Origin of the sequence: Gordonia sp. (in: high G+C Gram-positive bacteria) (assembly GCF_049647785.1) — a bacterium.
Classification (GTDB): domain Bacteria; phylum Actinomycetota; class Actinomycetes; order Mycobacteriales; family Mycobacteriaceae; genus Gordonia.
In genome coordinates this window covers 46,667-61,318 of the sequence record NZ_JBARYI010000090.1, presented here as the reverse complement: position 1 = coordinate 61,318, position 14,652 = coordinate 46,667, and the positions used below count along the sequence as shown (strand labels likewise).

9 protein-coding genes and 1 riboswitch are annotated in these 14,652 nt (G+C 63.8%); of the genes, 4 read left to right on the top strand and 5 right to left on the bottom strand.

Annotated features, from left to right (window positions below; genetic code table 11):
* The first annotated feature begins 97 nt into the window (after positions 1 to 97).
* Positions 98 to 1,321 carry a PucR family transcriptional regulator gene (locus tag WBA38_RS15650; protein ID WP_424323076.1) on the top strand — a complete coding sequence of 408 codons (1,224 nt, stop codon included), beginning with the start codon at positions 98 to 100 and terminating at the stop codon, positions 1,319 to 1,321.
* Here WBA38_RS15650 and putP read toward each other — a convergent pair.
* Positions 1,318 to 2,868, bottom strand: a complete 1,551-nt coding sequence (putP, locus tag WBA38_RS15645) for a sodium/proline symporter PutP (protein WP_424323075.1) — start codon at positions 2,866 to 2,868, stop codon at positions 1,318 to 1,320. The genes WBA38_RS15650 and putP overlap by 4 nt on opposite strands.
* Positions 2,869 to 2,997: 129 nt before the next feature.
* Positions 2,998 to 6,543 (bottom strand): bifunctional proline dehydrogenase/L-glutamate gamma-semialdehyde dehydrogenase, encoded by a 3,546-nt coding sequence (locus WBA38_RS15640; protein ID WP_424323074.1) that lies wholly within the window; start codon positions 6,541 to 6,543, stop codon positions 2,998 to 3,000.
* A gap of 106 nt (positions 6,544 to 6,649) precedes the next feature.
* On the opposite strand from WBA38_RS15640, the gene WBA38_RS15635 reads away from it, so the two are divergent.
* Together WBA38_RS15635 and WBA38_RS15630 are read left to right on the top strand one after the other, a co-directional pair.
* Positions 6,650 to 8,305 carry a PucR family transcriptional regulator gene (locus tag WBA38_RS15635; protein ID WP_424323073.1) on the top strand — a complete coding sequence of 552 codons (1,656 nt, stop codon included), beginning with the start codon at positions 6,650 to 6,652 and terminating at the stop codon, positions 8,303 to 8,305.
* 10 nt (positions 8,306 to 8,315) lie between these two features.
* Positions 8,316 to 8,921 (top strand): NUDIX hydrolase, encoded by a 606-nt coding sequence (locus WBA38_RS15630; protein WP_424295547.1) that lies wholly within the window; start codon positions 8,316 to 8,318, stop codon positions 8,919 to 8,921.
* Positions 8,922 to 8,926: 5 nt separating this feature from the next.
* Here WBA38_RS15630 and WBA38_RS15625 read toward each other — a convergent pair whose 3' ends face one another.
* On the bottom strand, positions 8,927 to 10,579 hold the full coding sequence (locus WBA38_RS15625) for an FMN-binding glutamate synthase family protein (protein WP_424323072.1): 1,653 nt from the start codon (positions 10,577 to 10,579) through the stop codon (positions 8,927 to 8,929).
* Positions 10,580 to 10,818: 239 nt separating this feature from the next.
* The gene (gene metE, locus WBA38_RS15620; protein WP_424323071.1) at positions 10,819 to 13,140 is read right to left on the bottom strand and encodes a 5-methyltetrahydropteroyltriglutamate--homocysteine S-methyltransferase; all 2,322 of its coding nucleotides are present in this window, start codon (positions 13,138 to 13,140) and stop codon (positions 10,819 to 10,821) included.
* A gap of 109 nt (positions 13,141 to 13,249) precedes the next feature.
* Positions 13,250 to 13,465, bottom strand: a riboswitch (cobalamin riboswitch).
* A gap of 103 nt (positions 13,466 to 13,568) precedes the next feature.
* Between metE and WBA38_RS15615 the strand changes: the two genes are divergently transcribed.
* Complete coding sequence (locus tag WBA38_RS15615) at positions 13,569 to 14,153, top strand: hypothetical protein (RefSeq protein WP_424323070.1); 585 nt, start codon at positions 13,569 to 13,571, stop codon at positions 14,151 to 14,153.
* Positions 14,154 to 14,266: 113 nt separating this feature from the next.
* Here WBA38_RS15615 and WBA38_RS15610 read toward each other — a convergent pair whose 3' ends face one another.
* On the bottom strand, positions 14,267 to 14,626 hold the full coding sequence (locus WBA38_RS15610) for a hypothetical protein (RefSeq protein WP_424323069.1): 360 nt from the start codon (positions 14,624 to 14,626) through the stop codon (positions 14,267 to 14,269).
* Positions 14,627 to 14,652: the final 26 nt, after the last annotated feature.

The following is a 14,652-nucleotide window of genomic DNA, read 5'->3' as shown; positions in this document are numbered from 1 at the left end:
GTCATCCAGCTTCGTTATCAATGATCGTTGGTAACGCCACCGCATGCAAGATCATGATGCACCATATCGGGGGTAAAAATGATGCAGAATCGACTACATGGAATCTGAAGGTGGAGACTTCCCTCGTCCGACCGAGGCTGTGGCTGAGCTCATCAAGGCCGGGGCGAGCTTTGTGCTGACAGCACCGCCCGAATCGATTGCGGAAGTGAATCGGGCGGTGATGCATCCAATCGGGATGGAAGATGTCGTCGGCGACCCAGACTTGCTTGCGATGGCATTACGGATGAATGAAGGCAACCTGCACCACTGGGCCGCAAGTAACGTAGCTAGGCCTGGTGCTCGCGTCCCGGTCAACGTAACTGACGAAGCAATTGCCTTTGTCCGCGACGTGGTCCGCCGCGGATTCGATGCCGGTGCACTTGACTCGTTTCGGACCGCACAGAATGCGTCGTGGCGCCTGTGGATGCAGATTTGCTTTGAGCTGACCGACGATCCCGCTGCCCTCCGTGAATTGCTGGAACTCACATCGCTGTCGATCGCCACCTTCATCGACGACACGGTCAAAGAACTTGCTGATCAGATCAATGTGGCGCGTGCCGAGCTGGCGGGGGATACGCACGCTCAGCGGCGTGCTGCGGTCGCGCTGATCTTGGAGGGTGCCCCTGTCTCGCCGGCTCGCGCCGAGGCGCAGCTGCGGTATTCATTGCAGGGGCCGCAACAAGCACTGGTCATCTATGGCGAGGCAGGCGTTGCTCCGGACAATCTCGAGGAAATCTGCGAGGCGATCATGGAGGCTTCGGGTGTGACCCGCCGCCTGACCGTCCTCGCGGGCGCGGCAGAACTGTGGGTGTGGCTACCGACAGAGAAGCTCATTCTCTCCGAGGTACTCGCAGCCAACCCGACGGTGCGAGTTGCAGCAGGCTCTTTGGGGCACGACCGGGAAGGCTTTCGCCGCAGTCACTTTCAGGCACTTGAGGCTCGTCAGATGGTGACCAGGCTTGGGTCTGAGCTCAGCTTCGTTGCCTACGACGATCTTGCCCTGATGTCCGCGATGACCGACGATCTGGCTAAGCTCGACGGATTTGTCGCGCATACGCTGGGTGCGCTGACGACTGCGGACACCGCGATCGTGGAGTCGGTGCGTACGTGGTTTGCCTCCGAATGCAACGCCAGTGCTGCGGCCGCACGCTTGTACACCCACCGCAATACCGTGGTTCGGCACCTGGCACGCGCCCAAGAACTGCTGCCGCGACCGCTGGAGGCGAATGCCACAGCGGTCGCGGCAGCGTTGGAAGTACTGCGCTGGCGAAGGGCCGATTAGACCTCGGCCAACTGTTCGGGCTTGGGTTCGGAGTATGGGGCCTTCGACCGGCTCAGCTCCACCGCACGAGTGAATTCGGCGTCGATATCGGCGTTCGGTTTGTACGTCACAAGGCTGACGAGCACGATCACCACCGCGCTGGCGATGAAGCCGGGAACGATCTCGTAGAGGTCGTCGCTGAGCCACGACTGTCCCCAGACGTAGGCGACTGCCGCACCGACAATGACTCCGGCCAGCACGCTCGCGGTGCTCACGCGACGCCAGTACAGGCACAGGATGATCGCCGGGCCGAAGGCCGCACCGAAGCCCGCCCACGCAAAGGCGACAAGTTCCAAGATGCTGTTGGACGGTGACAGTGCGAGCAACGCGGCAATGATCGCGATCATGAGAACACCGCAGCGTCCCAACAGCACGTAAGTCTTGTCAGCGAGAACGCGTCCGTTCCCGGTCTTCTCGGCGATCAGCTTGTAGAGGTCCTCGACGAGGGCCGAGGAGCACACGATGAGTTGCGACGAGATAGTCGACATGATGGCGGCGAGGACCGCGGCCAGCACGAGCCCGGCGACGAACGGGTGGAACAGGACCTGCGAGAGGACAAGGAAGATCGTCTCCTTGTCGTCGGGAGCCTGCTCCGCGAACTTGGCGAAGTAGGCGATGCCGACCAGTGCCGTACCGACGGCGCCCAGGGCGCACAGGAACATCCAGCCAATGCCGATGCGGCGGGCAACCTTGGCTTCCGATGGCACGCGCAGGGCCATGAAGCGCACGATGATGTGGCGCTGACCGAAGTATCCGAGGCCCCACGCGGCCGATGAGATGATGCCGATGGCGGTGGTGCCCGCGAAGAAGCTGAGGCCGTGCTCCTTGGCGGCATTGACACCGTCGATGGTGGCCCCGACGCCGCCAAGTTCGATGATGCCGATGATCGGCACGGCCAGTAGTGCGACGACGACCAGTAGGCCCTGCGCAACGTCGGTCAGCGAAGCACCGAGAAAGCCGCCGAAGAGCGTGTACAGCATCGTGATGCCCGCGACGATGAGCAGGCCGACGGTGTAGTTGACGCCGAACGAACTGTCGAAGAACTTGCCGGAGGCGACCATGCCGCTCGACACATAGAACGTGAAGAAAACCAGGATGATGGCGCCGCACGCAATGCGGAGGATGTGCGAGTTGTCGCGGAGTCGAGTTTCAAAGAAGCTCGGGATCGTGATCGAGTCGCCCGCGACCTCGGTGTAGGCGCGCAGGCGCGGTGCCACCGTCTTCCAGTTGGTCCACGCGCCGATCAGGAGGCCAATCATGATCCAGGACTCCGAGAGACCGGCGGCGTACATGGCACCGGGCAAGCCCATGAGCAACCAACCCGACATGTCCGAAGCGCCAGCCGACAACGCGGCAACCCACGGCTTCAGACCTCGTCCGGCGAGCATGTAGCCGTCGAGGTCGTTACGGGTCCGTCGATACGCGTACCAGCCGATGCCGAGCATGCCGGCGAAGTAAAGCGCAACGGCGACCAACTGGATGGTCTTTTCGTCTGGCGCGACGGTCATCTATTCATCTCCTCGGAAGGTCAATCTCACTGTGACCCAGGTCTCTGGGTTTGGGGATGATTCTTCCCGCTGATCCTAAAGACACGTATGTGGGGGCGTATAAGAAATACGCCCCCACATTGTGTTAGTTCACGAAGACGTGACTTCCGAGGCCAGTTCGACGAAGTCGCGGTCCGGATTTCCAAAGCGATGCATGGTCATCGACACGGCTTGCTCGGCGAGCCAGTACCGCAGTTCTACGCGACCCGAGGCGGTAACTGCGTCGTCGAGCAGAGCCAGTTCCGGTCGGCTCGCGACCAGCGACGTCAGGTCGTCCGTGGGAGTGCCAGCCACGCGGATTCGGGTGATCTTGCGTCCGTCGACCTGTGCGAGGAAGCTACGCGTGTCGAGTTCGACGCTGACGGCGAGGCCCAGTCCGACGGCTGCACTGAGCACCTTACGAATATTGGCACCGACACCATGGTCGGGAGACACCCACACATCGGCACCGCTGCGGTGGGCAGCGGCCAGCAGGCGTGCGAGCTGTGCCGGTTCCGCGTCGGCGCTGACACGCAAGGCCACCCAAGTTGGACGGTAGCGGAAGATGTTCGCTTCGCTGGTCAGTCCGGTTTCATCGCGCGGGGTACCGAACTCGGTGTTCCAGGCACGATCGTCGTCGGCGATTGCGGCGCGCAACCATGCGGTATCGCCGGAAGACAGACCCGCCTCGACAGTGTTGGCGAACTTCGCCAGTCGTGGCGACGGCGGGGCTCCCAGCGCCGGGAGTTGGCTGCCGTTGGCCCAGGTACCCATGAGCATCAGGTAGTTGGGGCCGCCAGCCTTGGAGCCGAGTCCCACCGACGAGCGCTTCCAGCCACCGAACGGTTGCCTGCGCACGATCGCGCCGGTGATGCCGCGGTTCACGTAAACGTTGCCAGCCTGCACGCGGTTGAGCCAGGTGCGGACTTCCCGGACTTCGAGGGAATGCAGGCCTGCAGTCAGACCAAAATCGGTGGCATTTTGCAGGTCGATGGCTTCGTCGAGGGACTCCGCGCGCATTAATCCGAGAACTGGCCCGAAGCATTCGGTGAGGTGGAAGAACGAGCCGGGTGCGACGCCGTCCTTGATGCCTGGCGACCAGAGACGGCCGGAGCCGTCGAGTTGACGTGGCTTGCACAGCCAGGACTCACCGGGTTCGAGGGTGGTCAAGGAGCGCAGCAGCTTGTCGCTGGGGTCTTCGGTCAGCGGGCCGATGGTTGCTGACAAGTTCGCAGGCCAGTCGACGACCATCGACGAGGCGGCGTCGACCAACTGGCGGCGGAAGCGCTCGGAAGTGTAGGTGCTGCCGACGAGAATGCCGAGCGAGGCCGCCGAGCATTTCTGGCCGGCGTGACCGAACGCGCTGTGGACTAGGTCGGCGATCGCCAGGTCGCGGTCCGCCGATGGGGTGATGATCAGGGCGTTCTTGCCGGAGGTCTCGGCGTTGATCCGCAGCTCCGGTCGCCACGACGAGAACAGGGCGGCAGTCTCGGAAGCACCGGTCAGGATTACCCGGTCAACATCGGGGTGGCTGATCAACCGACGCCCAGCCGGGCCTTCGTCGGGGAACACTCCCTGACACGCGTCGCGGGGGACGCCAGCCTCCCACAGGGCTTCGAGGATGGCCATTGAGCAGTGGGGAGTGGGGTTCGACGGCTTGTGGATCACGGATGCGCCAACCGCGAGGGCAGCGAAGGTGCCGCCCGCCGGGATCGCGATGGGGAAGTTCCACGGCGGAGTGACGACCACCACGCGATCTGGAACGAACTTGGCACCGGGAATGGTGTCGAGTTCGAGCGCGCGGTGAGCGTAGTAGCGGGCGAAGTCGATGGCCTCGGAGATTTCCGGGTCGGACTGGGCGACTGCTTTGCCTGCCTCGGCGGCGGCCAGGGACACCAAGTGCCCTCGGCGGTGAGCCATGATGTCGGCGGCGCGGTACAGGATCGCGGCGCGTTCGGCCGCCGGACGGGCGCTCCACTCGATTGCGGCAGTGCGGGCACGGGCGATCAGGGCATCGACTTCGTGTTCTGCCACTTTCGCGGGAACCGTCTGCGCCGCAAGCCATTCCGGAGTAGCGGTGGCGATCGCCTCGCGTGCCCATGCCTGGTTGGCGGGAACGGCCGGGTTGGTGTCGGGCTCGTTGGCGAAAGCGGGAATGGCGGTGTCCGACGACAGCGATGCCGCCTGCTCTGCACCGCGATCCTGGCGATCGTTGCCCAGCGGGGCACGATGACCATCGTGAATCAGGATCTCAGCAAGTTGGTCGACGCAGGTGCGGAAACGACCGGCCTCCAAGGCGAAAGCGGCGCTACCGGGCGTCAGGTCGAAGATGCTCGACATGAAGTTCTCGGAGGCAGCATTCTCCTCCAACCGGCGCACGAGGTACGAGATCGCAACGTCAAACTGTTGCGGCTTGACGGTCGGAACGTACAGCAGCAGCGTGCCGACGTCAGCGCTGAGCACCTCGGCCTGCTCGGTGGCCATACCCTGCAGCATCTCGAACTCGACTCGATCGGCAACGCCGCGGTCGTCGGCCAGCAGGTGCGCAAAGGCAATATCGAACAGGTTGTGTCCGGCGACGCCGACACGGAGCCCCCGCATGTGGTCGCGGTTCAGCAGCCAGTGCAAGACCAGCTTGTAGTTGGCGTCGGTCGCGGACTTCGACGGGCACGTCACCTTCGGCCAGCCGGCGACCTCGGCGTGGACGGTCTCCATCGCCAAGTTGGCACCCTTGACCAATCGCACCTTGATGCTGGCCCCACCATCGGCAACCCGCTTCGAGGCGAACTCCGACAGTCGCTGCATGGCACCGAGAGTGTCGGGTAGGTACGCCTGCAAGACGATGCCCGCCTCGAAGTTCTTCAGTTCGGGACGGCTCAGCAGGCGGGTGAACACCTCGATGGTGAGGTCCAGGTCCCGGTACTCCTCCATGTCGAGGTTGATGAATTTGGTGCCGCGTGGAGCGGCTGCGGCTTCGAGGAACATGGGTGTCAGGCGGCTCAGAACTTCTTCGACAGTTTCGTCGAACGCCCACATCGAGATCTGTGAGACGACCGACGAGACTTTGATCGACACGTAGTCGACATCGTCGCGCCGCAGCAGGGCGCGGGCGTCAGCAAGATGGTTATCGGCTTCGGCATCGCCAAGGACGGCTTCGCCGAGCGGGTTGATGTTGAGACGGTGACCGGTTTCGCGGAGTTTGGCGACCGACTTGCGGAACGGGCGGTCGCGGGCATCGACAATCATGTGCCCCACCATGGCGCGCATGCGCGAGCGTGCGGCCGGGATGACAACGCGCGGGAGTTTGTCGGCCAGCACGCCGCCAGCGGCAATCTGGAGACGGTCAAGACGGCCAAGCGTTGAGGGCATCTTACGGGCGAGTTCGGCGAGGGCTTCCCCGGCGGCGTCGATGTCCTCGGTGCCGATCACGCGGTCAACGAAGCCGACGGTGAAGTCCAGTCCGTTGGGGTCGGAGAGGACGGCGGCGAGGCGCTGGGCGGACGGATGCGGCTCAACGTCCGAGGTTGCCGCAGCCCGCAACCATTGCGTCACAAGGCTTTCGGCACGGTCAGCAAGGTCGTGCAATTCTGCGGTCGCGTCGACCGGCGAGCCTGCAGGGAGGTCTGCGGACGGATTAGTGGCGTGTACTGCGGTCATGTTGCCAGTAGACGACAGGAGCGTCGATGCGGTCGTCGTTGATGTCTACGAATCAAAACGCCTTTTGTTGTGCGATCGTCCAGATGTGGTGGAAGACTTGAAAACCATGGTGGATAGATCCCCGATATCGGTCGCGGAGGTGATTGGGGCACTCGACACGGCGGTCGTTCGAGTGGCTTCGATGTCGACCGTCGCCGACACCGGTCAGGTTGATTCGGTCGCGGTAATCGATTCCACGGAGTTGGCGACGCTGCCCGAGGCGGTGACCGAAGCGCTCCTGCTGGTGGGGATCGCCGATGCCGACCTGCTGCAGTGGCTCCGGAGTCTCGGGGAGCCTGCCGCCGCGGGGCGACGACCGGCAGTGGTCTTGGTGAAGTCCGACCCACCGCAACTCGATGAGGCAGCCGCCGCGTCGGGGGTGGCGGTTGTGGTGATCGATCCGCGCGCGCGGTGGGATCGGGTGTTGACCACCGTGCAGGCGAGTCTGGACCGTCACCACGATGATGAACTCGGTACCGCGCTCACCGCCGGAGTCGATGTGGACCTCATCGGCCTCGTGGGTCTCATTGCGCACGGTACGGGCGGCTTGGTCTCGATCGAAGATGCGACGAGTGCCCGAGTGCTTGCGTACTCGCCGTCGAAAGGCGAAGCTGACGATCTGCGGGTGGAGACGATTTTGGGCCGCGCGGGCCCGCCAGCCTACTTGGACTTGCTCAGACGGTGGGGAGTCTTCGATGCGATCCGGCGCGGCAACGAGGTGGTCGACGTTCCCGAGCATCCCGAGCAGGGAATGCGGCGTCGCCTGGTGGTGGGAATCCACTCTCGCGCCGGGCGCCACCTCGGGTCGATTTGGGTTCAGGAAGGTCTCGGGCCGCTGGCTTCGGACGCAGTCGATGTGCTGCGAGGTGCGGCCGCTATTGCCGCCCGCATCCTGACCCGCGAACTACAGGCACCCACCGCGGAGTCGCAACTGGTGCAGCGGGTTTTCGGCGCGCACGGTGGCGTCGACGCGACATCTGCCGGGGCCTATCTGGCCTGGCCGGTCGATGAGCCGATCGCCGTTATCGGCGTGGTGCCGGTCGGTGGGGATGAAGCCGCCCATGCCGATGCCATGACGTCCGTGGGTGGTTCGCTTCGGTTGCACGCCAGTGCTTTTGCTCCGTCCGCCCTGACCTCGGTCATGGATGGACGAGCCTACCTGCTGCTCCCTGCGGCTGGTGCCGACGCGATTACCCGGTGGGTTGGCGGTCTCGTTCGGCGGTTCGATGGTGACCCGGCGCTCGGCGGTGCGGTGCTTCGCGCAGCGATCGTCATGCCGCTGGCGGGGTTGGCCGAGGCACCAGCCGGGCGTGCCGAGGTGGACCGAGTTTTGTCGGCAACGACCCCCGACGTCGAGCAGACACGGGTGACGACGCTGGCCGAATCCCGGACGGCAGTCCTGCTCGGCGAGATCCTTCAAACGTTGGCCGGACGGGCCGACCTCATTGACCCGCGCGTGGAACTCATTGCCCGCTACGACGCCGAACACGCCACCGAACTGGTACCGACTATGTCGGCGTACCTCGCGGTGGCGGGGCGAGTGCGGGATGCCGCCGCGGCAATGGGCATTCACGCCAACACCCTCCGCTATCGGATAGATCGGGCCCAACAACTGTCTGGCCTCAGACTCGACGACCCCGACGATCGGCTCCTCACCGCCATCACCTTGGCAGTCCGTGAGCGACGGGCCGCCCATCGCTCGGGCCGCGTCGATATGCAGTAGGGATAGAGGTATGGAAACTACGCGCGAGATGGCGGCAAATCGATTACAAAGCTGGGATCGTCGCGTCATCGACGACGTCGACGGGAAGCTACGCAAGTCAGCCGTCGCCATCACCGTGGTCCGGCGAGGGGAGATGTACGGGATTTGGGTTGCCCGTCGCCCCAAAACGATGCGTAATCACGCCAACCAGTTCGCTCTTCCAGGGGGACGATGTGATGCGGGAGAAACCGCGATCGAAGCGGCATTGCGCGAACTGCACGAGGAAATCGGCGTCGAACTCACGCAAGATGCGGTGATCGGGGTGCTAGACGACTATGAGACTCGGTCCGGCTACCTCATGACGCCCGTAGTGTGTTGGGTCGACGAGGATCCGGCCATTGCGCCCAGCCCCGACGAGATCGGCGAACTGTTCTTCGTCACCTTTGACGAACTCCGGCGGCCGCCACTGTTCAGCACCATCCCGCAGTCGCCCCGAACCCTGGTAGCGCTGCAGATCGCGGGCACAGTGGTGCACGCGCCGACTGCCGCAGTGATCTACCAGTTCGCCGAAGTGGTCCTCGCCGGCCGCGATACCCGCGTCTACGACCTGGAGCAACCGGTCTTCGCGTGGCAGTAGCCGCCCTATACCGCCAGGTGGTGAGTGGTGATGCCGTGCGTCGGCGGCCGACGTGACGGGTCCGGGACGTGAGCGCTGGTCAGCACAAAGGCCTCGGCGCTGGAGAACTCCCAGTCCTCGCGCCACGACTCCGGAGGATTGCTCAGCAATTGACCGGGCGTGAGCCACTCGTAAATTTCGGCGTAGGACCGAGAAGTATTCGCGCTGACGGTCCGCATCAGCATGGACGGGTGAAGGTCGTCGAACGTTCGCAGGCCCATCGAAGCCACGAATTGTTTGGCGTTGTCGACGACGTGGCGCTGCAAGTTGTAGACGCGCTCGGATTTGTCGGGCACGTTCAGTGCCCGCTGACGCTTGGGGTCCTGCGTCGTCACACCTACCGGGCAGTGATTGGTGTGGCAGCGTTGCGCCTGGATGCACCCGACGGCCATCATCATGGCGCGCGCGGCGAGGGTGAAGTCGGCACCCTGGATGACTCGTTTAATGATGTCGATGCCGTTCGTGATTTTACCGGATGCCCCAATCCGGATCTGGTCGCGCAGACCGGTCCCGACCAGCGCATTGTGCACGGTCATCAGACCCTGGGTCAGTGGCATTCCGACGTTGTCCTCGAATTCGATCGGTGCCGCCCCGGTTCCGCCTTCGGCGCCGTCGACGATGATGAAGTCGGGCGCGATGCCCGTTTCCAGAATGGCCTTGCAGATCCCGAGCAGTTCACTGCGCGAACCGACACACAGCTTGAACCCAATGGGTTTGCCGTCAGATAGTTCGCGAAGTTGGCCGATGAACTGGCACAGGCCAATGGGGGTGTGAAAAGCATTGTGCGAAGGCGGTGAAACGACGCTCTTGCCGGCTTCCACACCGCGCATCTCAGCAATCTCGGCCGTCACCTTGGCGCCGGGCATCACCCCACCCAAACCGGGCTTCGCGCCCTGCGAGAGCTTGATGGAAATACATTTCACCTGAGGTGTCGCCGCCTTCTTGCGAAACATCTCGGGGTCGAAGTGGCCGTCGAGCGTGCGTGCACCAAAGTAGCCGGTACCGATTTCCCAGATGAGATCCCCACCCGGCTGCAGGTGATATGGGCTCAGGCCACCCTCCCCGGTGTCGTGGGCGAAGCCGCCCTTGGCGGCTCCGGTATTGAGCGCCAGGATCGCATTTGCCGACAGCGCGCCGAAGCTCATCGCCGACACGTTGTACATTGCGATGTCGTACGGCTGCGTGCATGCCGGTCCGCCGATCCGCGCTCGCGGTGATCCCTCCGGAGCCGGCTGCGCGACGATCGAATGCTGCACGTACTCGTAGCCGATAGCGCTCGGATCTCGTTCGGTACCAAACGGATCCACGTCTTTGACGTCCTTAGCCCGCTCATAAATCGTGGTGCGGGTATCGCGGTCGAAGGGTGTGCCGTCGGTGTTGCGTTCGACGAAGTACTGCTGAATCTCCGGACGCATCACTTCCATCAGGAACCGCATATGCCCAATGATCGGATAGTTGCGCAGGATCGAGTGTCGACGCTGGGTGAGGTCGTAGACGCCGGTCAGTGCAAGCAGCGCCAGCGGCACGGTTAGAAACAACCACCAGGGTGAAACAAGAAACACCAACAGCAACGACAGCCCGCTCACCACCGCGATCCCGACAACGATTAGCCAACGCATAGCGTGCCCCACCCTTCGATCGGCGACATCCCTTGCCTTGTAATGTATGCCGCCGATCTCACAGGCGGGATAAAACCGGCTTTGGCGCCCCCGCGGGCCTACCGGCCAATTTCCTCATTTCTGTCACGATTCGACCGATCCGTCACGACACGCCGTGATCGGTGACGGAACTGTCGTGTCGCTGAGCGATTTTGTGACAGAAATGAGGAAATTTGACGGGCTTTCCGGGCCGAAAAGCGTTAGGCGACGGGCGCGGCCACCTCGGCTCGGGCCGCGACCGCTGCGGCGACCATGCGCTTCAACGCCACGACGACCTCGTCCGTGCGACGCGTCTTGAGCCCACAGTCGGGGTTCACCCACAGGCGATTAGCCGACACGGCACCCAGTGCCTCGCGGAGCGACGTGGTGATCTCGTCGATACTCGGGATGCGAGGCGAGTGAATGTCGTACACGCCGGGACCCACCTGGGCAGCGAAGCCCGCGTCGTTGAGGTCGTCGAGCACCTCCATGTGCGAGCGCGCCGCTTCGATGGACGTCACGTCGGCGTCAAGCGCCGCGATTGCCCCGATGACATCGCCGAACTCGGAATAACACAGGTGCGTATGCACCGCGGTGGTGTCTTCGACGCCCGCGGTCGACAGGCGGAAGGCACGTACCGCCCAATCGAGGTAGGCGGCTCGATCAGCGGTCCGCAACGGCAGGAGTTCGCGGAGTGCCGGCTCGTCGACCTGAATAATCGGGACCCCGGCCCGCTCCAGGTCGACGGTTTCGTCGCGGATCGCCAGCGCTACCTGGTTTGCCGTCACGGCGAGCGGCTGATCGTCGCGGACAAACGACCACGCGATGATCGTCACCGGACCGGTCAACATGCCCTTGACCGGCCGGTTCGTCAACGACTGCGCGTAAGTGGTCCAGCCGACTGTCATCGGGGTGGGTCGTGCCACGTCACCGAACAGGATCGGCGGCCGCACGCACCGGGAACCGTACGACTGCACCCAGCCGTTGGCGGTGGCGGCGAAACCGTCGAGTTGCTCGGCGAAGTACTGCACCATGTCGTTGCGTTCCGGTTCCCCATGAACCAGCACGTCGAGGCCAACCTTCTCCTGCAAGGCGATCACCTGGGCGATCTCTTGCTCCATCCGCGCGCGGTACGTGGCCGCATCGATGGTCCCGTTCTTCAGTGCCGACCGGGCCCTGCGGATTTCGACGGTTTGCGGGTACGAGCCGATGGTCGTCGTGGGGAGAATAGGTAGAGGCAAAGCCGCATCTTGCGCTTCCCGCCGAACAGCGGCGTCGGCGCGTGTCCAATCCGACGACGAGAGGCCGGTCAGGCGCTCACGAACGGCTGGCACGTGCAGGCGAGGGTCAGTGGTTCGCGACAGCAGAGCCGTGCGCGATGCCGTGAACTGCGGTTCTTGGTCTGCTTCGCCATGCAACAAGGCCCGGGAAAGCGCACCAACCTCGGCGAACTTTTCCTCAGCGAACGCGAGCCAGCCGTACAGGGCGTCGTCGATCTGCGACTCGCCGCGCAGCGTATACGGCACGTGGAGCGTGGAACACGACGTCGAAACCGCCAGTGATCCGACGTGTGGTCGTAGTTCGCGGAGGGTTTCCAACGCTGCGTGCAGGTCGGTCCGCCAGATATTACGACCGTCGACGACGCCGGCAACGACATGCTTGCCGGTTAGCTGGGCGTCGCGAATTGAATCGGCCGAGCCAGCAATGAGGTCGACGCCAACGCCGTCAATTCCCGTGCGACCCAGGGCTGCCAACCGGTCGCGAGCATCGCCGAAGTAGGTCTGCACCAACAGCTTCGGACGATCTGTCGATTCCGACAGGGCGCGGTAGACGCGCTCTGCCAAGTCGGCGAGACCCTCGGCCTGATCGGTCACCAGAGTGGGCTCGTCGAGTTGGACCCACTCGACGCCCGCGGCCGCCAACTGCGCCAACAGGTCGACGTACAGGGGGAGCAACTCGTCGATCCGCGCCAGCGGGCTGATCGAGACCGCCTCGGCATCGTCGCCGACCGTCTTCGACAGGGCCAGGAAAGTGATCGGGCCGACGATCACGGGTCGTGCCGGGATGCCGAGAGCTTGGGCATCTGCGACCGCGCCGAGCACGGTACTCGCGTCGAGCGCGAAGCTGGTCTCCGGACCGATCTCAGGGACCAAATAGTGGTAGTTCGTGTCGAACCACTTGGTCATTTCCAACGGGGCCACGGTGTCGTTTCCACGGGCCGCGGCAAAGTAGCGGTCCAACGGATCGGTAATTGACGCCACCCGAGGGGGCAGGGCGCCGACCATCACGGCGGCGTCGAGCATGTGGTCGTAGTACGAGAATGTGTTTACCGGAACGGAGTCAAAGCCATTGCGTACCAGTTGATTCCAGCTGTCGCGCGCAATGCTGTCGGCAACCTGCTTGAGGTTGGCAGCATCGGTTCGGCCCGCCCAATAGGCTTCGACGGCGCGCTTGAGTTCCCGATTTGCGCCGATTCGGGCGACGCCGGGGACCGTCGTCGTGAAGGTGCCGCGGTGTGGACTTGGGGCCTTGTCGTTGGACATGACGTTTCTTCTCTCCTGCATCAGTAGTTAACGGGTTGCCGCCATGTACGGGCACAGAAGAAACGAAGACTTCGAGCCCTTCCGCGAGGCGGACAACCATCGGGAGCGTGTGCTTCCGATGCATCAGGCAGGTCTTCGGGCTGGTCGGCGTGCGTGCTCGCCGTAAGGGAGCCCGCTTCTAGTGGCCGTCGCTTCCCGGGAGCTGCGAGTGCAGCACATTCCCAGTGCAGGTGACGGCGGTCGTTCCGACATACCGCTGCGGGTCAGCTCCGGATTCTCACCGGATTCCCTCTTCACGGGCGGACACTGCACGGTGGCGGTGTCGTCGCGTCGACGCCCGGGGTCGAGAAGCAGGGGCTCCTTGAGTATCTCGTTCGGGCGAACCAGTTGCGATCTCAATACTATTCAAACGAGTAGAATTGGGCGTCATGGGATTTGGCGATGATTTTAATTCAGGGTCGCCGGCTGGATCTGTCGCTGGAATTGTCCTCGTTGCTCGCGGGGATGAGCGCATTCCCGCAGGTGAGAGCGACGTACCTGGCGTTGAACGACTGATGGCTGCGGTGTCAAGCCTTGGCGCTGGCGGATGTGATTCGGTCTACGTGGCGCTTGGGGCACGCGTGGTGCCAGCACCTGACACCATCTCAACCACCCTGTATTTGCCCGAGTGGTACGACAGTCTTGACGCCTGTGTGAGGGCGGCGCTGAGTTTCGTGGACCAGCATCCGGCGCTCGACGGCGCGGTCCTGCAGACCCTCGATAGTCCTGATCCTGGTCCGAGCGCGGTGTCTCGAGTGTTGGCGGTGGCCGCGCAGGGGCCGAACACGATTTGCCGTGCCGAGTTCGCAGGGAAGCCAGCCCAGCCCGTTTATTTAGGTGCGGATCGGATCCGCGAGGCGATCGAGCAGGCGGGCGCCGGCCTCACGACGGTCCGCTACTTGATCGATCACCGCAACGACGTTGTGGGCGTCGACTGCACCGACTTGGGGAACCCCGCCAACTCGGTGCTGTAGGCCGAACCGTTCGGCCTTCCCCATAACGCGCCCCCACTTGTTCTCGCATGATGCGTTGATTCCCGCACTACGTTAGACGTGGTGCGGGAATCAACGCATCATGCGGGAACGGCCTAGGTGCGGTTCGGGACGCCGACGGTCAGGGGGGCGGGTGTCACGTCGAGCAACGCTGTGGCGCAGCGGGCGGCAGGGTCGGCGGCGGCGGAAAGCGCGTCGCCGAAGCCGTCGCGGCTCAGGCCACGGAACGTGCCGTCGCGGTCGACTCCAATGAGGGCCGCGAGTTCGCCCGTCGTCGGGACACAAATCGCCCAGGTGAGACTGGATTCGTCGGCCCACGCCGCATCGGTGTCGCGAACATAGCCTGCGGGGTCGTCGATACCGAGAAGCGTCAAGGCCGGAACGTCCGAGAGCCGATCGTCGTCCCGGAGGGCACGCAAGTACCAAGCACCCGCATTGATCTCGACAGCTTCCACATTCGACTCCTAAAAACAGCTATGCC

Coding starts and splice junctions, on each gene's coding strand:
- WBA38_RS15650 (WP_424323076.1), top strand. CDS start 98: ATGGAATCTGAAGGTGGAGACTTCCCTCGTCCGACCGAGGCTGTGGCT.
- putP (WP_424323075.1), bottom strand. CDS start 2,868: ATGACCGTCGCGCCAGACGAAAAGACCATCCAGTTGGTCGCCGTTGCG.
- WBA38_RS15640 (WP_424323074.1), bottom strand. CDS start 6,543: ATGACCGCAGTACACGCCACTAATCCGTCCGCAGACCTCCCTGCAGGC.
- WBA38_RS15635 (WP_424323073.1), top strand. CDS start 6,650: ATGGTGGATAGATCCCCGATATCGGTCGCGGAGGTGATTGGGGCACTC.
- WBA38_RS15630 (WP_424295547.1), top strand. CDS start 8,316: ATGGAAACTACGCGCGAGATGGCGGCAAATCGATTACAAAGCTGGGAT.
- WBA38_RS15625 (WP_424323072.1), bottom strand. CDS start 10,579: ATGCGTTGGCTAATCGTTGTCGGGATCGCGGTGGTGAGCGGGCTGTCG.
- metE (WP_424323071.1), bottom strand. CDS start 13,140: ATGTCCAACGACAAGGCCCCAAGTCCACACCGCGGCACCTTCACGACG.
- WBA38_RS15615 (WP_424323070.1), top strand. CDS start 13,569: ATGGGATTTGGCGATGATTTTAATTCAGGGTCGCCGGCTGGATCTGTC.